Origin of the sequence: Sulfitobacter brevis (assembly GCF_900112755.1) — a bacterium.
Classification (GTDB): domain Bacteria; phylum Pseudomonadota; class Alphaproteobacteria; order Rhodobacterales; family Rhodobacteraceae; genus Sulfitobacter; species Sulfitobacter brevis.
Genome location: NZ_FOMW01000006.1, coordinates 92175 through 111575 on the forward strand (window position 1 = coordinate 92175; position 19401 = coordinate 111575).

18 protein-coding genes are annotated in these 19401 nt (G+C 61.3%); 15 read left to right on the plus strand and 3 right to left on the minus strand.

Going from position 1 to position 19401, the window contains the following annotated elements; all coding sequences use genetic code 11:
- Positions 1-4 precede the first annotated feature (4 nt).
- From BM174_RS09660 to BM174_RS09730, 15 genes are all read left to right on the plus strand, one after another.
- Positions 5-1105, plus strand: coding sequence for a UDP-N-acetylglucosamine--N-acetylmuramyl-(pentapeptide) pyrophosphoryl-undecaprenol N-acetylglucosamine transferase (locus BM174_RS09660; protein ID WP_093923652.1), 1101 nt, complete (start codon positions 5-7; stop codon positions 1103-1105).
- On the plus strand, positions 1102-2520 hold the full coding sequence (gene murC, locus BM174_RS09665; RefSeq protein ID WP_093923653.1) for a UDP-N-acetylmuramate--L-alanine ligase: 1419 nt from the start codon (positions 1102-1104) through the stop codon (positions 2518-2520). The genes BM174_RS09660 and murC overlap by 4 nt, the downstream gene beginning before the upstream one ends.
- Positions 2517-2756 carry a hypothetical protein gene (locus BM174_RS09670; protein WP_093923654.1) on the plus strand — a complete coding sequence of 80 codons (240 nt, stop codon included), beginning with the start codon at positions 2517-2519 and terminating at the stop codon, positions 2754-2756. Before murC ends, BM174_RS09670 begins: the two co-directional genes overlap by 4 nt.
- A complete protein-coding gene (locus tag BM174_RS09675; protein WP_093923655.1) occupies positions 2753-3004 on the plus strand; it encodes a DUF2484 family protein in 252 nt (83 codons plus the stop codon). The genes BM174_RS09670 and BM174_RS09675 overlap by 4 nt, the downstream gene beginning before the upstream one ends.
- Positions 3001-3267: a DUF2484 family protein gene (locus BM174_RS09680; protein WP_093923656.1), complete on the plus strand. Its 267-nt coding sequence runs from the start codon at positions 3001-3003 to the stop codon at positions 3265-3267. Before BM174_RS09675 ends, BM174_RS09680 begins: the two co-directional genes overlap by 4 nt.
- Entirely contained in the window at positions 3264-3554 is a 291-nt protein-coding gene (locus BM174_RS09685; RefSeq protein ID WP_245766316.1) for a hypothetical protein, read from the plus strand. Before BM174_RS09680 ends, BM174_RS09685 begins: the two co-directional genes overlap by 4 nt.
- A 92-nt stretch (positions 3555-3646) precedes the next feature.
- Positions 3647-4594 (plus strand): UDP-N-acetylmuramate dehydrogenase, encoded by a 948-nt coding sequence (gene murB, locus BM174_RS09690; RefSeq protein ID WP_093923657.1) that lies wholly within the window; start codon positions 3647-3649, stop codon positions 4592-4594.
- A gap of 63 nt (positions 4595-4657) precedes the next feature.
- Positions 4658-5578 carry a D-alanine--D-alanine ligase gene (locus BM174_RS09695; protein WP_093923658.1) on the plus strand — a complete coding sequence of 307 codons (921 nt, stop codon included), beginning with the start codon at positions 4658-4660 and terminating at the stop codon, positions 5576-5578.
- Positions 5566-6447, plus strand: coding sequence for a cell division protein FtsQ/DivIB (locus BM174_RS09700; protein ID WP_093923659.1), 882 nt, complete (start codon positions 5566-5568; stop codon positions 6445-6447). The genes BM174_RS09695 and BM174_RS09700 overlap by 13 nt, the downstream gene beginning before the upstream one ends.
- A gap of 19 nt (positions 6448-6466) precedes the next feature.
- On the plus strand, positions 6467-7801 hold the full coding sequence (gene ftsA, locus BM174_RS09705; protein WP_093923660.1) for a cell division protein FtsA: 1335 nt from the start codon (positions 6467-6469) through the stop codon (positions 7799-7801).
- A gap of 173 nt (positions 7802-7974) precedes the next feature.
- Positions 7975-9621 (plus strand): cell division protein FtsZ, encoded by a 1647-nt coding sequence (gene ftsZ / locus BM174_RS09710; RefSeq protein ID WP_093923661.1) that lies wholly within the window; start codon positions 7975-7977, stop codon positions 9619-9621.
- Positions 9622-9829: 208 nt separating this feature from the next.
- Positions 9830-10753 carry a UDP-3-O-acyl-N-acetylglucosamine deacetylase gene (gene lpxC / locus BM174_RS09715; protein WP_093923662.1) on the plus strand — a complete coding sequence of 308 codons (924 nt, stop codon included), beginning with the start codon at positions 9830-9832 and terminating at the stop codon, positions 10751-10753.
- Positions 10754-10984: 231 nt separating this feature from the next.
- Entirely contained in the window at positions 10985-11869 is an 885-nt protein-coding gene (locus BM174_RS09720; RefSeq protein ID WP_093923663.1) for an outer membrane protein assembly factor BamD, read from the plus strand.
- A gap of 40 nt (positions 11870-11909) precedes the next feature.
- Positions 11910-13559 (plus strand): DNA repair protein RecN, encoded by a 1650-nt coding sequence (recN, locus tag BM174_RS09725; protein WP_093923664.1) that lies wholly within the window; start codon positions 11910-11912, stop codon positions 13557-13559.
- Positions 13560-13608: 49 nt separating this feature from the next.
- A complete protein-coding gene (locus BM174_RS09730; protein ID WP_093923837.1) occupies positions 13609-15294 on the plus strand; it encodes a chloride channel protein in 1686 nt (561 codons plus the stop codon).
- An 8-nt stretch (positions 15295-15302) separates the two neighbouring features.
- On the opposite strand, the gene BM174_RS09735 is transcribed toward BM174_RS09730, so the two are convergent.
- Genes BM174_RS09735 through cobT form a run of 3 tightly spaced genes read right to left on the minus strand, consistent with a single transcriptional unit; the run spans position 15303 to position 19394 of the window.
- Positions 15303-15647 (minus strand): DUF427 domain-containing protein, encoded by a 345-nt coding sequence (locus BM174_RS09735; protein ID WP_093923665.1) that lies wholly within the window; start codon positions 15645-15647, stop codon positions 15303-15305.
- A gap of 33 nt (positions 15648-15680) precedes the next feature.
- The gene (locus tag BM174_RS09740; protein ID WP_093923666.1) at positions 15681-17471 is read right to left on the minus strand and encodes an aminopeptidase P family protein; all 1791 of its coding nucleotides are present in this window, start codon (positions 17469-17471) and stop codon (positions 15681-15683) included.
- A gap of 45 nt (positions 17472-17516) precedes the next feature.
- Positions 17517-19394, minus strand: coding sequence for a cobaltochelatase subunit CobT (gene cobT / locus BM174_RS09745; RefSeq protein WP_093923667.1), 1878 nt, complete (start codon positions 19392-19394; stop codon positions 17517-17519).
- Positions 19395-19401 lie beyond the last annotated feature (7 nt).

Sequence of the window (19401 nt, forward strand, 5' to 3'; positions counted from 1 at the left end):
TGCCATGACCAAACCACTTCTTATCATCGCGGCAGGCGGCACGGGCGGGCATATGTTTCCCGCCCAAGCGCTTGCCGAGGTGATGCTGGCGCGGGGCTGGCGGGTCCGGCTCAGCACTGATGCCCGTGGCGCGCGCTATACCAGCGGCTTTCCCGATGAAGTGCAGATCGAACAGGTGGCTTCGGCGACGTTTGCGCGGGGCGGGATCGCGGCCAAGGCGATGGTGCCGTTTCGGATCGGTGCAGGCACGCTGGCAGCGGTCGCGCGTATGCTGCGGGACCGGCCTGCGGCAGTCGTGGGGTTTGGCGGCTATCCGTCAATTCCGGCGCTGTCGGCGGCAACACTGTTGCGCCTGCCACGAATGATCCATGAGCAGAACGGCGTGCTGGGCCGTGTGAACGAAATCTTTGCCCGCCGTGTCGATGCGGTGGCTTGCGGCACTTGGCCCACAACATTGCCCGAAGGGGTCGAGGGCCATCATGTCGGCAATCCGGTACGCGGCTCGGTGCTGGAGCGCGCTGGGGCAGGCTATATCCCCCCCGGTGATTACCCGATGGAAGTCTTGGTGATGGGCGGCTCGCAAGGTGCGCGGATCCTGAGCGATGTCGTGCCTCCGGCGATCGCGGAGCTGCCGATGGTAATGCTAAAGAACCTGCGTGTCAGTCATCAGGCCCGCGACGAAGATGGCCAGCGTGTGGCCGATTACTATGCCCAAGCCGGTATTGATGCGGATGTGCGCCCGTTTTTTGATGATGTGCCGCGCCGCATGTCCGAGGCGCAATTGGTGATCAGCCGCGCCGGTGCCTCCAGCGTCGCTGATATCTCGGTGATCGGGCGGCCCTCAATTTTAATTCCCTTCGCTGCCGCCACCGCAGATCACCAAACCGCCAATGCCCGTGGGCTGGTAGAGGCAGGGGCCGCGATTCTAGTCCCCGAAGACGCCGCAAGCCCGGCAAGTTTGTCGGAACAGATCGAGATGGTTCTGAGTAACCCTGACGGGGCGTTGCAAATGTCGCGGGCTGCGATGTCTGTCGCCAAGCCGGAAGCGGCGGAAGCATTGGCCCAAATGGTCGAAGAGCTTGCCCAAAGAGGAACCAAACAATGAACGCTGCTGCCACCAAACTGCCCACTGATGTCGGCCCCATTCACTTCGTCGGTATTGGCGGCATCGGCATGTCGGGCATCGCCGAAGTTTTGTTAAATCACGGCTACCGCGTGCAGGGCTCGGACCTCAAGACCAGCAAGATCACCGACCGTCTGGTTGAGTTGGGGGCAACTGTTTTCGAAGGCCAGCAGGCCGAAAACATTAAAGATGCCGAAGTGGTGGTGATCTCCTCCGCGATCAAGCCAGGCAATGCCGAGCTAGACGCCGCACGCCGTGCGGGCCTGCCGATTGTGCGCCGCGCCGAGATGCTGGCCGAGCTGATGCGCCTGAAATCCAACATCGCCGTGGCGGGGACACATGGCAAAACCACCACGACCACGCTGGTCGCCGAATTGCTGGTCGCGGGCGGGATCGACCCGACTGTGGTGAACGGCGGTATCATCCACGCTTACGGCTCTAACGCGCGGATGGGGCAGGGCGAATGGATGGTCGTAGAGGCTGATGAGAGCGACGGCACCTTTAACCGTCTGCCCGCCACGATCGCCATCGTCACCAATATCGACCCCGAGCATATGGAGCACTGGGGCGATTTCGATACTCTGCGCAAAGGCTTCCTTGATTTCGTTTCCAACATTCCGTTCTACGGGCTGGCCGTGTGTTGCACCGACCATCCCGAGGTGCAGGCGCTGGTCGGCAAGATCACTGACCGCCGCGTGGTGACTTACGGCTTCAACGCCCAAGCCGATGTGCGCGCGACCAATCTGCACTACGAAGCAGGCGTGGCGAAGTTCGATATTTTGCTACAGGCCGAAGACAAGGTGATCCGAGATTGCAGCCTGCCAATGCCCGGCGACCACAACGTTTCCAATGCCTTGAGCGCTGTGGCAGTTGCTCGGCATCTTGGTATGAAACTTGAAGAAATTCGCACAGCCCTCGCGGCCTTCGGCGGTGTTAACCGTCGCTTTACGAAAGTCGGCGAAGTTGATGGTGTGACGATTATTGATGATTACGGCCACCATCCGGTGGAGATTGCTGCCGTGCTGAAAGCTGCACGCCAAGCTTCGCAGGGCCGCGTCATCGCGGTGCATCAGCCGCACCGCTACACGCGGCTCAGCCATCATTTCGAAGAGTTTTGTGCCTGTTTCAACGATGCTGACGTGGTTGGCATTGCCGAAGTCTATGCCGCAGGCGAGGAGCCGATTGCAGGGGCCAGCCAGAATGACCTGATCGCCGGGCTGATCCGCCACGGGCACCGCCATGCGCGCGGCGTCGAAAGTGAAGATGATCTGGTGCGTCTGGTGCGCGAGCAGGCCCGACCGGGCGATATGGTTGTCTGCTTAGGGGCAGGTACTATCAGCGCATGGGCCAACGCTTTGCCCGAGAAGTTGGAAAAAGCAAAAGGAGCGGCCGCATGACGCCGTTGGTACCGCTGATCGCCGTCTGGATTATCGGACTGTTTTTGGCGGTGCCCCCTTGGAAGCCGGTGGCGATCATGGTCGCCGTCGTTGCTGCGCTCTGGTTCGGGTACTGGATGTTTTTCACAACTGCAGAGATTGGGGAGCTGAACAAGCTACTGGGGCCAGCGTTACTGCTGGGTTGGGCGGCAGGGCTGTTGCTCAAGCGCACATTGAACGAACGGCAGGACGAATGATCGTGCTTTGGCTCAGCATCCTATGGGTCTTTGCCTCGGTCGCCGTGGCATGCCTGCCGATGCGCTATCAATATATTCCCGGCGTGGCGCTGTTGATCGCGGCACCGGTCTTGATCGTCGCGATTGGTTTGCACGTGGGCTGGATTGCGGCGGCCTTGGCCTTGGCTGCGGTTGTCTCCATGTACCGCAACCCGCTGCGCTACTTCATCGGCAAACTAAAGGGTGAAGATCCCAAGGTGCCGCAATGAGCACGTCTATCATTCTTGCTTGCATTTGGGCTGTGGTTGCGAATGTGCTCGCGATGACGCCGAGCAAAGATAACCACTGGCGCAACGCTTATGTGCTGATCGCCCTTGGCATCCCGATTGTCGGTTTTGTGACCGCGCAGCACGGGCCTTGGATCGGGTTGCTGATCTTGGCGGCCGGCTGCTCAATCCTGCGCTGGCCTGTATATTTCCTCGCCCGTTGGCTGCGCCGCAGCACCAGAATTTCGCGCGGTCCGGCCGAGTGAGCCCGCTGGTCATGGCGATGATCGGCGTGTTGATCTGCTGGATGGCGGTTTGCGCGTGGTGTGGATTTACCCGCCGTTTCGGTGTTTTCGTGCTGGTGCTGCTTGTCGGGCTGGGGCTGAACATGGGCTGGATGGTCATTGGCCTCGCCGCAGACCCGTTCGAGCCGCATCTGATCATGGCGCTGATGGCGATGGCGCTTTACGGATTGGTCGCGTTGGGCTGTGGCTGGTTGGCGGGTCGTTTGGCCCAGCATTGGCGGGCCAGCCGCGTCGATCCGGACGACTAACCCAAGCCGCACAGCCATGAGGCAAGAGCATCGTTCGAGTTAGAGCGCGGCAAGTATTTGACGCCGCTTGGCTTTACGATTACCTCGATGCCATGACTGAAATAACCCTCCCCGAAGTGCGCGGCACCTTGACCCCGCGTCGCCCCTTGAACGAGCTGACATGGCTGCGCGTTGGCGGCCCTGCGGATTGGCTGTTTCAGCCTGCCGACCCTGACGACCTATGCGATTTCCTGTACAACTTAGCGCATGAGATTGCGGTTTTTCCGATGGGGGTCGGCTCCAACCTGATTGTGCGCGATGGTGGCCTGCGGGCCGTGGTCATCCGCCTCGGACGCGGGTTCAATGGAATTGATATTGCCGAGGGCCGCGTTACCGCAGGGGCGGCGGCGCTGGATGCGCATGTGGCGCGCAAGGCTGCGGATGCGGGGTTGGACCTCACCTTTCTGCGCACCATTCCAGGCAGCATTGGCGGCGCAGTGCGGATGAACGCAGGCTGCTATGGCAGCTATACCGCCGATCATTTCGTCAGCGCCCAAGCTGTGACGCGGGCAGGCGCGGTGATTACGCTCACTGCCGATGATTTGAACTTCCGCTACCGCGAGACCGATCTGCCCGAAGGCACTGTGATCATCTCGGCCACCTTCGCGCCACCTGCGGGCGATCCGGCTACGCTACACGCTTTGATGGAGGACCAGCTTGCTAAACGCGACGCCTCCCAGCCTACCAAAGATCGCAGCGCGGGCAGCACTTTTCGCAATCCCGCAGGCTTTTCCTCGACGGGGCGCGACGACGATGTGCACGACCTCAAAGCGTGGAAACTGATCGATGACGCGGGAATGCGCGGCGCGCGGCGCGGTGGGGCGCAGATGAGCCCGAAACATTCCAACTTTTTGATCAACACGGGCGAGGCAACCGCCGCTGATCTCGAAGGATTGGGCGAAGAGGTGCGAAAAAAGGTTTACGATTCGAGTGGATTGAGGCTAGAATGGGAAATCAAGCGCATCGGTGAATTCGTTGGGAATGCACTGCGCGAAAAATAAGCCGCAAAGCGGTACATAAGAACAAGCAAGGGCCGAAAAAGGTCCGGGACAAGAGGCACTCCGGTGGGTACGTCGAGCAGGACATCCCCGACAGTGGTGGTATTATTGGGTGGCCCCTCCGCAGAGCGTGAGGTGTCTCTCTCCAGCGGGCATGCCTGCGCCGCCGCATTGCGGGAACGAAATTACAACGTGGTCGAGGTCGATGCTGGCCGCGACCTTTGTGCAATTTTGACAGAGATCAAGCCGGACGTTGTCCTCAATTGCCTGCACGGGCGTTGGGGCGAAGACGGCTGCGTGCAGGGGTTGCTCGAATGGATGGGCATCCCTTACAGCCACTCAGGCGTATTGGCCTCGGCACTGGCGATGGACAAGCAGCGCAGCAAGGACGTTTACCGCGCCCATGGCCTGCCCGTGGTCGACAGCAAGATTTGCAGCAAAGCCGATGTGATGGCAGCCCATGTGATGGCACCACCCTATGTGGTTAAACCCAATAGCGAGGGGTCGTCGGTCGGGGTTTATCTGGTCGCCGAAGAGAACAACGGCCCGCCGCAGCTTGACGCCTCCATGCCCGACTATGTGATGGTCGAAACCTATGTGCCGGGCCGCGAGTTGACGACAACCGTGCTGGGCGACCGCGCGCTGACCGTCACCGATATTCTGACGACTGGCTGGTATGATTACGATGCCAAGTACAAGGTCGGCGGTTCGCGCCATGTGGTGCCTGCGGATATTCCAGCCGAGATTTTCGAGCTTTGCATGGACTATGCCCTACGCGCCCATAAGGCGTTGGGCTGTCGCGGTGTCAGCCGTACCGATTTTCGCTGGGACGAGGCGCGCGGTGCTGCGGGTCTGTTCCTGCTCGAAACCAACACCCAGCCCGGTATGACGGCCACGTCGCTGTCGCCCGAACAGGCGCAGGCCGGTGGCATGGCGTTTCCCGACCTCTGCGCTTGGATGGTGGAGGACGCATCATGCTCGAGATGATCCGCTGCAAACAGTCCGAAAATCGCGGGGATCCGGCGCCGTCCCGCTGGGCATGGCGCATGCAGCGTTTGATGCTGACGCCGGGCTTCCGGTTTGGACTGCGTGTCGGGTTGCCGTTTTGTCTGACGCTTCTGGCGGGGACGATCTATCTGTCTGACGAAGACCGCCGTACCGCGATCATGGCCTCCATCGCCGATGCCCGCCGCAGCGTCGAAGCGCGGCCCGAATTTATGGTCAAGCTGATGGCGATCGACGGGGCCGAAGACCGCCTTGCCGCCGAAATCCGCGCCACGATACCGTTGAACTTCCCGCTTAGTTCCTTCGATCTGGACCTGCCCGCCTTGCGCGACCGTATTGCCCAAATTCACGGCGTGCGTGCCGTGGGGGTGCGCATCCGACCGGGCGGGATTTTGCAACTTGATGTGACGCCGCGCACGCCGGTGGTGATCTGGCGCAGCGCCGAAGGCTTGGCGATGATCGACGCCGAAGGTGCGCATGTCGCCGACATCGCAAGCCGCGCCGAACGTCCCGATCTGCCGATGATCGCAGGCGAGGGGGCCGCATTGCATGTGGCCGAAGCGATAGAATTGCTCCGCGCCGGTAGTGCCTTGGGCAACCGGATGCATGGCTTGGCCCGCATGGGCGAACGCCGTTGGGATGTGGTGCTGGACCGTGACCAGCGCATCATGTTGCCCGAAGAAAACGCGCTTCAGGCGTTGGAACGGGTGATCGCGCTGGACGGCGCACAGGAATTGCTCGGGCGCGATGTTGCCCGTGTCGACATGCGGTTGGCAGAACGACCAACCGTAAGAATGAACGAAGAGGCCACCCGCGAATGGTGGCACGTCAGGCAGCTTTCAGGCCAATGAGCATTGGGACAGTAACAAAATGATGGACCTATACGACACACAGAGATCCATGCGGCAGATGCGCAAGCTGGCAATGCAGCGCGGCGTGGTGGCTATTCTGGATGTGGGCAGCTCCAAGATTGCCTGTCTGGTTCTGCGCTTTGACGGGGCAGGGCAGTTGGGTGACGAGGGCGAGATCGGCTCGCTGGCCGGACAGTCGGGCTTTCGCGTCATTGGTGCCGCGACCACGCGTTCGCGCGGTGTGCGTTTTGGCGAGATTGTCGCCATGGGCGAGACCGAGCGTGCGATCCGCACCGCGCTTCAGGCCGCGCAAAAGATGGCGGGTATCCGTGTCGATCACGTGATTGCCTGTTTCTCGGGTGCCGAGCCGCGCAGCTATGGCCTTGATGCGCAGATCGAGCTGGAAGGCGATGTCGTCACCGAACAAGACGTGGCGCGGGTTCTGGCTGGCTGCGATGTGCCGGACTACGGCGAAGACCGCGAAGTGCTGCACGCGCAGCCGGTGAACTTTGCGCTGGATCACCGTTCAGGGCTCAGCGATCCACGCGGGCAGTTGGGCAATATCCTGTCGGTCGATATGCATATGTTGACGGTCGATGCCGATGCGGTTCAACACCTCGCCCATTGTATCAAGCGCTGTGACTTGGAACTCGCGGGCATTGCCTCGTCATCCTACGCCTCTGGCATCTCGGCGCTGGTCGAGGATGAGCAGGAGCTGGGTGCGGCTTGTATCGATCTGGGCGGCGGCTCCACCGGCATTTCGATCTTCATCAAGAAGCACATGATTTATGCCGATACCGTCCGGATGGGCGGCGATCACATTACATCCGACATTTCGATGGGTTTGCAGGTGCCGATGGCCAATGCCGAACGCATCAAGACTTTCTACGGCGGGGTGCATGCCACCGGTATGGACGACCGTGAAATGATCGAAATTGGCGGTGACACCGGCGATTACGAACATGATCGTCGCACCGCCAGCCGTGCCGAGCTGATCGGCATCATGCGACCACGGGTCGAGGAAATTCTCGAAGAGGTTCGTGTCCGTTTGGATGCAGCCGGATTTGACCACCTGCCAAGCCAGCAAATCGTACTGACCGGCGGCGGCAGCCAGATCCCGGGCCTCGACGGGTTGGCCAGCAGAATTCTCGGCCAGCAGGTCCGTCTGGGCCGCCCGCTGCGTGTTCACGGTCTGCCGCAGGCGGCAACCGGCCCCGGATTTGCCTCGGCGGTGGGGCTATCGCTGTTCGCGGCACATCCACAAGACGAGTGGTGGGATTTCGAAATTCCCGCCGATCGCTACCCTGCACGGTCGCTCAAGCGTGCGGTCAAGTGGTTTAGAGATAATTGGTGACCGCTAAATACGGTAGCGTGACCCAAATAGAGCAAAAACGGCAAGAAATCGCCCATATATTGCGGCGAAATGACGTTTTTTAGGTGACGATACGGGCACACCCCGTTAAGATAATGGGAAATCGAGACCAAAAAACCCCGCGGGACGTGGGCAACAAAACAGGCGGACAGCACATGACACTCAACCTCTCCTTGCCAGGTCAGGATGACCTCAAGCCCCGGATCACTGTTTTTGGTGTCGGCGGCGCCGGCGGCAACGCGGTCAACAACATGATCGAAAAGAAACTCGACGGGGTCGATTTCGTTGTTGCGAACACGGACGCGCAGGCGCTTCAGCAGTCGCGCTCCGAAAATAAGGTCCAGCTTGGCATCAAAGTGACCGAAGGTCTGGGTGCCGGTGCCCGCGCGTCCGTGGGTGCTGCTGCTGCCGAAGAATCCATCGAACAGATCGTTGACCATCTGGCGGGCGCACACATGTGCTTTATCACCGCTGGTATGGGCGGCGGCACCGGTACGGGTGCTGCGCCGATCATCGCACAGGCCGCGCGTGAGCTGGGCGTTCTGACCGTGGGCGTTGTCACCAAGCCGTTCCAGTTTGAGGGTGCCAAGCGCATGCGTCAGGCCGAAGACGGTGTGGAGGCGCTGCAAAAGGTCGTTGATACGCTGATCATCATCCCCAACCAGAACCTGTTCCGTCTGGCCAATGAAAAGACCACCTTTACCGAAGCCTTCTCGCTCGCCGATGATGTGCTTTACCAAGGTGTTAAAGGCGTGACCGACCTGATGGTCCGTCCCGGCTTGATCAACCTCGACTTTGCCGACGTTCGCGCCGTGATGGACGAAATGGGCAAGGCGATGATGGGTACAGGCGAGGCCGAGGGCGAAGATCGCGCGATCCAGGCTGCCGAAAAGGCCATCGCCAACCCGCTGCTCGACGAAATCAGCCTGCGCGGCGCCAAGGGGGTGTTGATCAACATCACCGGCGGCACCGATCTGACTCTGTTCGAACTTGACGAAGCGGCCAACCGCATTCGCGAAGAGGTCGACCCAGAGGCGAACATCATTGTCGGCTCCACGCTGGACGAAAGCCTTGGCGGCATGATGCGCGTCAGCGTTGTGGCCACAGGTATCGATGCGACCGATGTGAACACCGAAATGCCTGTGCCCCGCCGCTCGATGAGCCAGCCTTTGAAGCAGCAGGTTGTTGCCGAGAAGCCCGCCCCGGCGCCTGCACCTGTCGCCGAGCCGATTGCGGCCACAATGGCGAATGAAATGCGCATTCAGGAAGAGCAGCAGCCGTTGTTCGAAGATATGGATGACCAATACGCCGCCGAAGCAAACCAGTCCGACGAATACTACGAAGAAGACGTTCTGGAAGACAGCGACGGCCTGCCACCTCCGGCCTACCAGCCTCAGGTTGCAGCGTTCGAGCCGCGCTATGACGAGCGGATCGAAGCCGAGCCGGAAGAGTTTGTCGCTCCGCGCGCCCCGGCACCCGGCACACCTTCGCCCGAAGCGATGGCCCGCCTGCGTGCCGCCGCGCAAAAGGCCAGCCCCGAGCAGCAGCGTGCCCCCGTCCAGCAGCAGCGTCAGCCACAAGCTGGCACCGCAAATGCCGAGAAACCACGCTTCGGGATCAACTCGTTGATCAACCGGATGACCGGCCACGGTGAGGGTGAAGCCCAGCCACAGCGCCCTGCGCGCCAGCAGCCACCGGTGCAAACCCGCGCCACGGCAGCAGCACCGCAGCCGCAAGATCACAACGACCCTGACCAGGAGCGCATCGAAATCCCCGCCTTCCTGCGTCGTCAAGCGAACTGATCCAGTCACTTATTACAACGCAAGGGCCGCCTTAGGGTGGCCCTTTTGCGTTTGTATTCAAAGGGTTGAAAAATAGCGTTTCAAACGGGGCAGGATTGTTACGGGGATGTTTCAGACCGTAGCAATGATTGAGTTGAGCATTTGGACCTACCCGCTTACTTCAGAATTCAACTTAGACAATGATCTTTGAAGATTGAGGAAAGCCCCCGTGCAGACCACCATCAAAACACCGATCAGCTTTACCGGTAAAGGGCTGCACTCTGGCACGCCGGCAACGGTAACTGTGCGTCCGGCGGGTGTGCATCATGGCATCTGGTTCTCGCGCAGCGATGTGGCTGTCGGCGACCGCCTTATCCCGGCGCGTTGGGATGCGGTCAACCGCTCACCTCTGTGTACCAAGTTGGAAAACCAGACCGGTCTGTCCGTCTCCACCGTTGAGCATTTGATGGCGGCACTTGCGGGCTGTGGCATCCACAACGCATTGATCGAGATTGACGGCCCCGAAGTGCCGATCCTTGATGGGTCCTCCCTGCCTTTCGTGCGCGGCTTCATGCAGCGCGGTTTGCGCCGTCTGGATGCGCCGGTAATGGCGTTCGAAGTGCTCAAGCCGGTTACCGTGACCGATGGCGATGCTTCTGCCACGCTGTCGCCTGCCGACACACTGCGCATTGATTTCGAGATTGATTTTGCCGATGCCGCAATCGGACACCAGAGTAAATCTTTGGTGATGAACAATGGCTCCTTTGCACGGGAACTGTCTGACAGCCGCACTTTCTGCCGTCAGGCCGATGTGGATGCTATGCAGGCCAATGGCCTCGCGCTTGGCGGCGCTCCGGGTGTAAACGCGGTGGTTTTCGACGGCGATCACGTCTCCAGCCCCGGTGGTTTGCGCCACGCGGACGAGCCTGTGCGCCATAAAATGCTGGACGCTTTGGGCGATCTGGCGCTGGCGGGTGCCCCGTTGCTCGGGCATTACAAAGGCATTCGTGCCGGCCACTCTCTGACCAATACGCTGCTGAGAAAATTGTTCGCCACACCTGGTGCGGTGCGCATGGTGACGTGTGATGCAGATATTGCGGTACGGCTGCCCGGCTATGGCTTGGCATGGGACGAGGTGCCGCAGGTCGCCTGACCTGCACCCTTCGTGCCACAGCCAATTCACCCGTTCGTCAAGCAGCCATTGAATGACGCGGGCATACTCTGTATTTCATTAACCAGACACGGGCCCGATAGTATCGGGCAAGTGGGCGCGGCTGGGGGGCCGCGAGTGGTGGAATGGGCGTTTTGCAACGCAAAATAATTGTGCTAACGAATGGCGCAAGAGGCAAGAGACCATGGGATTAACGATGCAAGAGATGCAGGCATGACGGCGGCCAACAAAGGCCCCAAGCCACGCGGGCGGCTAATCGTCGCTGTGATGGTGGTGGCGGCATTGTCGGCCTGTGGTGGTGCCAAAAACCCCGGCCGGTTTACCAAGAATTTTTTCAATCCAGAGGAAATTCCACTTGAGACCTATTCGGCCGAGCAGATTTTCGAACGCGGCGAGTTCGAGTTGAACCGCAAGCGTCCCGAAGATGCGGCGTTCTATTTCGCCGAGATCGAGCGGCTATACCCCTATTCTGAATGGGCCAAACGCGCGCTGATCATGCAAGCTTTTGCCTTCCATCAAGACAAAGATTACCCCAGCAGCCGCTCCGCCGCGCAGCGTTTCATCGACTTTTTCCCCGATGATGACGATGCCGCCTATGCGCAGTATCTGCTGGCGCTGAGCTACTATGACCAAATCGGTGAGATCGGACGCGATCAGGGGCTGACCTTTCAGGCCCTGCAAGCGCTGCGCGAGGTTATCGAGGTTTATCCCGAGAGCGAATACGCCCGTGCGGCGGTGCTGAAATTTGACCTCGCCTTCGACCATCTGGCGGGCAAGGAAATGGAGATTGGCCGCTACTATCTGCGCCGCGATCACTATGCCGCTGCGATCAACCGGTTCCGCGTCGTGGTGGAGGAATTCCAGACTACGACCCACACCGCCGAAGCCTTGCACCGTTTGGTCGAAGGCTATCTGAGCCTTGGCCTGACCCGTGAAGCGCAGACTGCTGCAGCAATTCTGGGCCATAACTACCGCTCGTCGGAGTGGTACGAAGACAGCTACAAGCTGTTGACAGGCCGTGGTTTGCAGCCGGCATTTTACGAGAACAACTGGCTCGGTGCCGTTTACCGCCAGACCATCAAAGGCGAGTGGCTCTAGATAAAGGGGCGGGCTTTGCCGCGCCCTGCGGATAACAGACATGCTGCGCGGGCTGGATATTTCTGACATGCTGATCATTGACCGGCTGGAACTTGGGTTCCAGCCGGGGCTCAATGTTCTGACCGGTGAAACCGGGGCTGGCAAATCTATTTTGCTGGATTCCTTGGGCTTTGTTCTGGGTTGGCGTGGGCGTGCCGATCTGGTGCGCCAGGGCGCCGAGCAAGGCGAAGTGACCGCGTGGTTCGACCTGCCTGAAGGTCATCCGGCCCACGCTGTGCTGGAAGAAGCCGGACTGCCCGGTGGGGCTGAACTGATCTTGCGGCGTATTAACAATGCCGATGGGCGCAAGACCGCTTGGGTCAATGACCGGCGCTGTTCGGGTGAGGTTCTAAGGGCGCTTTCTGAGACGCTGGTTGAATTGCACGGTCAGCATGATGACCGCGGCCTGCTCAATCCGCGCGGCCACCGCGCCATTCTGGATGACTTTGCGGGCAATGCCGCGCAGGCCTGCGAGGTGCGCGATGCGTGGCAAGCGCTTGCGGCAGCGCGTAAGGCCGCCGCCCGCGCCGAAGCCGAGCGGGAGGCGATCCGCGCCGAAGAAGAGTACCTGCGCCATGCTGTGGCCGAGCTTGATAAGCTTGATCCGCAAGCGGGCGAGGAGGCGGAGCTTGATACCCGCCGCCGTCTGATGCAGGGCGCCGAGAAAATCCGTACCGATGTGGTCAACGCCTATGAGATCATGGGGCAGGGCGGGGCCGAAACCGCGCTCGGCGACGCACTGCGCTGGCTCGATGGGGTCGCCGACAAGGCTGAGGGCGCGCTTGAGGAGCCACTGGCCGCATTGAACCGCGCGATGGTCGAATTGGATGAGGCGATGTCCGGTGTGGCCAATGCCATCGACACCATGTCGTTTAATCCCCTGGAACTGGAAGAGGCTGAGGAGCGGCTGTTTGCAATCCGCGCCTTGGCCCGCAAGCATGATGTTGGCCCCGATGAACTGGCCGGTTTTGCGACAACGCTGCGCGACAAGCTTGAGGCGTTGGATGCGGGTGAGGCGGCACAGGCTGCCCTCGCCACGGCCGTGGACCAGGCACAGGCGAAATACGATAGCGCGGCCACGGCCTTGTCAACGCGCCGCGCGGAAGCCGCCGCGCGCCTTGATACTGCTGTGTCGGGAGAGCTCGCGCCGCTCAAGATGGAGCGTGCGGTGTTCGAGACCCTGATCTCGCCCGAAGAGCCGGGGCCGGAAGGCCGCGATGCGGTGTCCTTTACCGTTGCCACCAACCCCGGTGCGCCAGCGGGGCCGTTGGGCAAGATCGCATCTGGCGGGGAACTCAGCCGCTTCCTGCTGGCCCTTAAGGTTTGTTTGACGCGGGGCCAACCGGGCCTGACGCTGATCTTTGACGAAATTGACCGCGGCGTCGGGGGGGCGACTGCCGATGCGGTGGGCCGCCGCCTGTCATCGCTCGCCGATGGCGGTCAGGTGCTGGTCGTGACCCATTCGCCGCAGGTCGCGGCCCTTGGTGCGCATCACTGGCGCGTGGAGAAAGCCGTGCACAACGGGATCACAACTTCGACCGTGGTGCCGCTGAACGCGCCTGATCGGGTGGACGAGGTGGCGCGGATGCTCTCGGGCGATCAGGTCACCGATGCTGCCCGCGCCGCCGCCCAAGCGTTGCTGGCTGGCTGATGCAGCGGCGCGCGCATATCTCTGCACGGCCAAACGGCCCGCAGCTCTGATGAGCACCCCGCCCCCTTCCTTCCTGTCCCAGCAATGGACCCTCGCGGTGACGTCCTGCCAGACAGGTTTGCGGGTGCTGCGCCATCAAGGGCCGGGCAAGGTCACGTTCTGGTTTATCGCCCTGTTGATCGGCATCGCGGCAGGCTTTGCCGCGCTGCTGTTCCGCAAGGGCATCGAATGGTTGCAGGGCACGCTTTACGGCACGGATGATGTGCAGTTTCTGCATAGTTTTGTGGTTGGCCTGCCGTGGTATTGGGTGGTGATCATCCCCACCGTCGGCGGCCTCGTGGTCGGGCTGATCTTGCATCATTTCACCCGTGACGCGCGGGTCCGCTCGGTCGGAGATGTCATTCTGGGCGCGGCGATGCATGACGGGCGGGTGGAGACCCGCGCGGGCATCGCCTCGGCGCTGGCGTCATGGATCACGCTCAGCACAGGTGGCTCATCAGGTCGCGAAGGGCCGGTGGTGCATATGGCGGGGGTGATCGCCACATGGGTCAGCCGACGGATCAACGCCGATGGCATAACCGGGCGTGATTTGTTGGGCTGTGCCGTCGCGGCCGCAGTCTCGGCCAGTTTTAACGCTCCGATTGCGGGGGCATTGTTTGCGCTGGAAGTCGTGCTGCGGCACTTCGCGGTGCACGCCTTTGCGCCCATCGTCATCGCGAGCGTTGCGGGAACGGTGATCAACCGTTTGGAATTTGGCGGCGTCACCGAGTTCACCTTGCCGAGCTATGGTGACATGCAATTTTATGTCGAGCTACCCGCTTTTCTGCTGTTGGGGCTGACCTGCGGCCTTGTTGCCGTGACGTTGATGCGAAGCATTTTCTGGGCCGAGGATTTTGGCAATTATCTGCAAGCCCGCACTGGTCTGCCGCGCTGGTTGCGCCCGACTGTGGCGGGGATGTTGCTGGGCATCATCGCGCTGTGGTTTCCCCATATCATCGGGGTGGGCTATGAGACGACCTCGCTTGCGCTGACCGCCGAACTGGGCCTGCACGAGGCGATTGTCTTTACTGTGCTCAAGGTGGTGGCGGTCTCGATCACGCTGGGCGGTCGCATGGGCGGCGGGGTGTTTTCGCCCTCGCTGATGATCGGCGCGATGACCGGCTTGGGGTTTGGTTTGATCGCTACGGGCGTTTTCCCAGATGTGTCAGGGTCGTCGTCGCTTTATGCTTTAGCAGGGATGGGCGCGGTAGCGGCGGCGGTTCTGGGCGCGCCGATCTCGACAACGCTGATCGTGTTTGAACTTACTGGCGATTGGCAGACCGGCCTTGCGGTCATGGTCGCGGTCAGCATGTCAACGGCGCTGGCATCGCGCATCGTTGACCGCAGTTTCTTTCTCACCCAGATGGAGCGGCGCGGCGTGCATCTGGCGGCAGGGCCGCAGGCGTATCTATTGTCGATGTTCATGGTCGCGCGGATCATGCGCCGACCAGAGGATGAATTTGCCGCGCCCGAGGACGAATGCTGGGCCTTGATCGACGCGGGCACCTATATCGACGGCACCGCCACGCTGGAGGCTGCGCTGCCGATGTTCGAACAATCCGGTGCGCGGTTCATCCCCGTGGTGACCCTGTCGGCAGATGCCCCACCCGAATTGCTAGGGGCATTGTTTCATGTCGATGCGCTCAAGGCCTATAACCGCGCCCTGGCGGCCACCGCCGCCGAGGAGCATTCCTGAGCGCTGGCTCAGATTTGTTCGACCGCGATTTCTTCCATCGGCATGAATGCAAGGTGGCCCTTGATCGCAGCGACAGTGTCTTTGGGGGTCTCATAGGACCAAACCGCGTCGTTCAGGGTCCGGCTTTTTGTGACGACAGAGAAATAGGTGGCGTCGCCTTTGTGCGGGCAATGGGTGGTCTTGTTGGAGGCATCGAGAAACGCCATCGCGATATCCTCGCGCGGGAAATACACCACTGCGGGGTAATCCCCCTCGCTCAAGATCTGCGCGTTGCGCGTCTCGCCTAGGATAGCGCCGCCTGCACGCACGACCCAAGTTCCGTCGGAGGCTTCTATTTTGATGTGATCAGCCATGATTTTACCCTGCGAATTATTATGATGTTGCGCTTAAATCGGCGCGGTTGCCGTATCCAACCACAGTTTTGCGGAAGCTGATAGACGGGAGCCGATTTTTTGTGCGACCTGCGCGTGGTAGTCGTTGAGCCAGTCGCGGGCGGCATCGTCCAGCATCGCGGTGACGATCAGGCGGCGGTCGATCGGGGCAAAGCTCAAGCAGCGCCAGTCGAACATTTTGCGGTGATCATCGCCACCCGCCATTGCAGAGGCGACCTGCACCACGGCGAGGTTCTCCAGCCGGATGCCAAAGGCACCTTCGCGGTAATATCCCGGTTCGATGCTCAGGACCATACCCGCTTCCAAAGGCACGGTGCTGAGCTTGCTGAGGCGTTGTGGGCCTTCGTGAACGCTGAGGTAGGCACCTACACCGTGGCCCAAGCCATGATCAAAGTCCTGTCCCGCCAGCCACAGCGGCATGCGGCCAATCGCTTCAATGTCACGCCCTGCCAACCTTGCGGGCCAACGCAGCCGGCTCATCGCGATCAGCCCTTGCAGCACGCGGGTGAACGCCGCGCAGGCTTCCTCGGGCGGGGTGCCGATGGCCACGGTGCGGGTGATATCCGTGGTACCGTCAAGATACTGGCCGCCAGAATCGAGCACCAGCAGATGGCCATCTTGCAGGACTGTGTCGGTATCCTCGGTCACGCGGTAGTGCATGATCGCGCCGTTAGGGCCGGTGCCTGCGATGGTCTCGAAGCTGATGTCGCGCAGGGCGTTGTCCTTGCGCCGCTCGGTCTCCAGCGCGCGGACTACCTCGGTCTCGCGCACCGTCCCTGCGGGCTGCGCGTCAAGCCACGCGAGCAATTCGCACAAAGCGGCCCCGTCACGCAGATGTGCCTGCTCGCTGCCTTTGATCTCGGCGTCATTCTTGCGGGCTTTCGGCAGCGCGCAGGGATCATCCCCCCAGACGATCTTGTCACCTAAAGTATCACCGACGATGACCGGCAGCGACAGGGCTTCGCAACGTACGGGGCCTGCAAGCTTGCCTAAACGGCTGAGGAATTGCCCGGGCTCAAAGGTTGTGACCCCCGCGCCGAGGTGGTCGCGCACATCGCCAAGCTTGGCGTCCTGCATGAACAGATCAACCGCGCCAGTATCGTGTAGAATGGCAAAGCCCTGCGCCACAGGATTGCGCGGGATATCGGCGCCGCGCAGGTTCAGCAGCCAGCAAATGCTGTCGGGCAGGGTGATAACGGCGGCCTTATGACCCGCCTTGCGCAGGTCCGCTGAAAGCCGCGCGCGTTTATCCTCATGCCGCTCGCCCGCGAATTCAAGCGGGTGTACTTTCGCAGGGGCTGACGGTGGGGCTGGCTGGTCTGTCCAGATTTGATCCACCAGATTGGTATTGCGGCGCAGGGTGATGCCGCTGCCCGCCAGTTCAGCCTCCAGCTTTTGCATCTGCGCAGTGGTGTGCAGCCAAGGATCAAAGCCGACAACGCCGCCTTTCGGCAGATTTTCCTTCAACCACTCCCCAAGGCCAACCTCGGGCCATGGTACGGGGGTGAATTCGGCGGCAACCTGCGCCTTGACCTGCGTGCGATAGCGCCCGTCGATGAAAACACCAGCGACCTCCTGCAAGGCAGCGCAAAACCCGGCAGATCCGGTAAAACCGGTGAGCCATGCCAGCCGGTCGTCATGCGGGGCAACGTATTCGCCTTGGTGGGCATCAGCGCGTGGCACCAGAAAGCCATCCAGTGCGTCTTTGACCATCGCCAAGCGTAGATCAGCCAGACGGGGCGGGCCCTGCTCTGGGCGCGCGGTGACCTCGAAACTCTGAAACATGGCTCTCTTCCGTCAATTTTGATATTTGCAAAACCCGCAAGCGGATCAGCCGACCCGCTTCATGCCCATCACCCGGGCGCGTTTGCGCGGGTCGCTGTCAAAGAGCGCGGCCAATTGTTCGGTCATCGCTCCGGCCAGTTGGTCAACATCGGTGATGGTCACGGCGCGGTCATAATAGCGGGTCACGTCATGGCCGATACCGATCGCCAAAAGCTCGACGGCCTTGCGCCGCTCAACCATGGCAATCACATCGCGCAGATGCTTTTCAAGGTAGTTGGCGGGGTTCACCGACAGGGTGCTGTCATCGACGGGGGCGCCGTCACTGATCACCATCAGGATTTTGCGCGCTTCATTGCGTGCCATCATCCGGCGGTGCGCCCACTCCAGCGCTTCGCCGTCTATGTTTTCCTTCAACAGGCCTTCTTTCATCATCAGGCCGAGATTTTCGCGGGTGCGGCGCCACGGGGCATCGGCGGATTTATAGATGATATGGCGCAGGTCATTGAGGCGGCCGGGCTGCACCGGGCGGCCATCATTCAGCCATGCCTCGCGGGCTTGGCCACCTTTCCACGCGCGGGTGGTAAAGCCGAGGATCTCGACCTTGACGTTGCACCGCTCCAGCGTGCGGGCCAGCACATCGGCACAGATAGCAGCAATTGAAATGGGCCGCCCGCGCATCGAGCCGGAGTTATCCAGCAGCAGCGTCACGCAGGTATCGCGAAACTCGGTGTCTTTCTCGACCTTGAAGCTGAGCGGCGTGGTCGGGCTGGCCACGACCCGCGCCAGACGGCCCGCATCCAGCGTGCCTTCCTCAAGGTCAAATTCCCACGACCGGTTCTGTTGCGCCTGCAAGCGGCGCTGCAATTTGTTGGCCAAGCGGCTGACAGCGCCTTTCAGCGGCTCCAACTGCTGATCAAGGTAGGCACGCAACCGCTCCAACTCGACCGGATCGGCAAGGTCTTCGGCGCCAATTATCTCGTCATGGGTGTCCTTATAGACCAGATAATTCGGATCGGCGTCGGAGACCGGCTGCGGGGCGGGCGGCTCCATCGGGGCGTCGCCTTCGGGCATTTCAGCCTCGTCGCCAAGGTCTTGGTCGTCGGCCTCATCCATCGAGACTTGCGCCTGACTTTGGTCCTGCTGCTCTTCCTGACTTTGCTCGGGAGATCCTTCGGCTTCGTCCTCGTCCTGATCATCCTGACCGGTGCTGTCGGGATCCTGCTCCTCTTCGCTGCCTTCTTCGGCCTCGTCTTCGCGGTCGTCATCCATCGAGTCGGGGTCGTCGCCCAACTGGTCACCATAGCCGAGGTCGGAGATCATCTGCCGCGCGAAGCGGGCGAAATTTGCCTGATCGTCAAGCTTGTCGCCCAAGTTTTCCAGCGTGTCGCCTGCGCTGTTCTCGATAAACCCGCGCCACAGTTCCATGGCGTTATCTGCGCCGGCAGGCAGCGGACGACCTGTGGCCAGATGGCGCACAAGATAGCCCGCCGCTGTCGCCAGCGGAATGTCGCTGGCCTGTTTGGCCTGATCATAGCCTTTGCGCAGGGCGTCATGTTTGATTTTGACGTCGATGTTGCCCGCTGTGCCGGGCATGTCGCGCGCGCCTACCGCTTCGCAGCGTGCGGTCTCCATCGCTTCATAAAGGTCCCGCGCCATCTCCCCTTGCGGGGCATAGCGGGCGTGGGTCTGGCCGTTGTGATAACGCCGGTTCAGCGCCAGCGCATCTGCGGTGCCCCGCGCCAGCATCACTTCCTCGCGGGTCATCCGGCGGGTCACCTGCGGCAGGCGCATCGCTTCGCCCGTCAGGCCTGAGGGATCGACCGAATAGCTGACCGTCAAATCGGGGTCATTCGCCATCACCTTGGTTGCCTCAGCCAAAGCCTTTTTGAACGCGTCGGCGGGGTTGTCGGATCTCTGGCTCATCTGGGGC

Excerpts from the sequence above, each read along its gene's own strand:
- BM174_RS09660 (WP_093923652.1), top strand. The coding sequence starts at position 5 with ATGACCAAACCACTTCTTATCATCGCGGCAGGCGGCACGGGCGGGCAT.
- murC (WP_093923653.1), top strand. The coding sequence starts at position 1,102 with ATGAACGCTGCTGCCACCAAACTGCCCACTGATGTCGGCCCCATTCAC.
- BM174_RS09670 (WP_093923654.1), top strand. The coding sequence starts at position 2,517 with ATGACGCCGTTGGTACCGCTGATCGCCGTCTGGATTATCGGACTGTTT.
- BM174_RS09675 (WP_093923655.1), top strand. The coding sequence starts at position 2,753 with ATGATCGTGCTTTGGCTCAGCATCCTATGGGTCTTTGCCTCGGTCGCC.
- BM174_RS09680 (WP_093923656.1), top strand. The coding sequence starts at position 3,001 with ATGAGCACGTCTATCATTCTTGCTTGCATTTGGGCTGTGGTTGCGAAT.
- murB (WP_093923657.1), top strand. The coding sequence starts at position 3,647 with ATGACTGAAATAACCCTCCCCGAAGTGCGCGGCACCTTGACCCCGCGT.
- BM174_RS09700 (WP_093923659.1), top strand. The coding sequence starts at position 5,566 with ATGCTCGAGATGATCCGCTGCAAACAGTCCGAAAATCGCGGGGATCCG.
- ftsA (WP_093923660.1), top strand. The coding sequence starts at position 6,467 with ATGATGGACCTATACGACACACAGAGATCCATGCGGCAGATGCGCAAG.
- ftsZ (WP_093923661.1), top strand. The coding sequence starts at position 7,975 with ATGACACTCAACCTCTCCTTGCCAGGTCAGGATGACCTCAAGCCCCGG.
- BM174_RS09720 (WP_093923663.1), top strand. The coding sequence starts at position 10,985 with ATGACGGCGGCCAACAAAGGCCCCAAGCCACGCGGGCGGCTAATCGTC.
- recN (WP_093923664.1), top strand. The coding sequence starts at position 11,910 with ATGCTGCGCGGGCTGGATATTTCTGACATGCTGATCATTGACCGGCTG.
- BM174_RS09730 (WP_093923837.1), top strand. The coding sequence starts at position 13,609 with ATGAGCACCCCGCCCCCTTCCTTCCTGTCCCAGCAATGGACCCTCGCG.
- BM174_RS09735 (WP_093923665.1), bottom strand. The coding sequence starts at position 15,647 with ATGGCTGATCACATCAAAATAGAAGCCTCCGACGGAACTTGGGTCGTG.
- BM174_RS09740 (WP_093923666.1), bottom strand. The coding sequence starts at position 17,471 with ATGTTTCAGAGTTTCGAGGTCACCGCGCGCCCAGAGCAGGGCCCGCCC.
- cobT (WP_093923667.1), bottom strand. The coding sequence starts at position 19,394 with ATGAGCCAGAGATCCGACAACCCCGCCGACGCGTTCAAAAAGGCTTTG.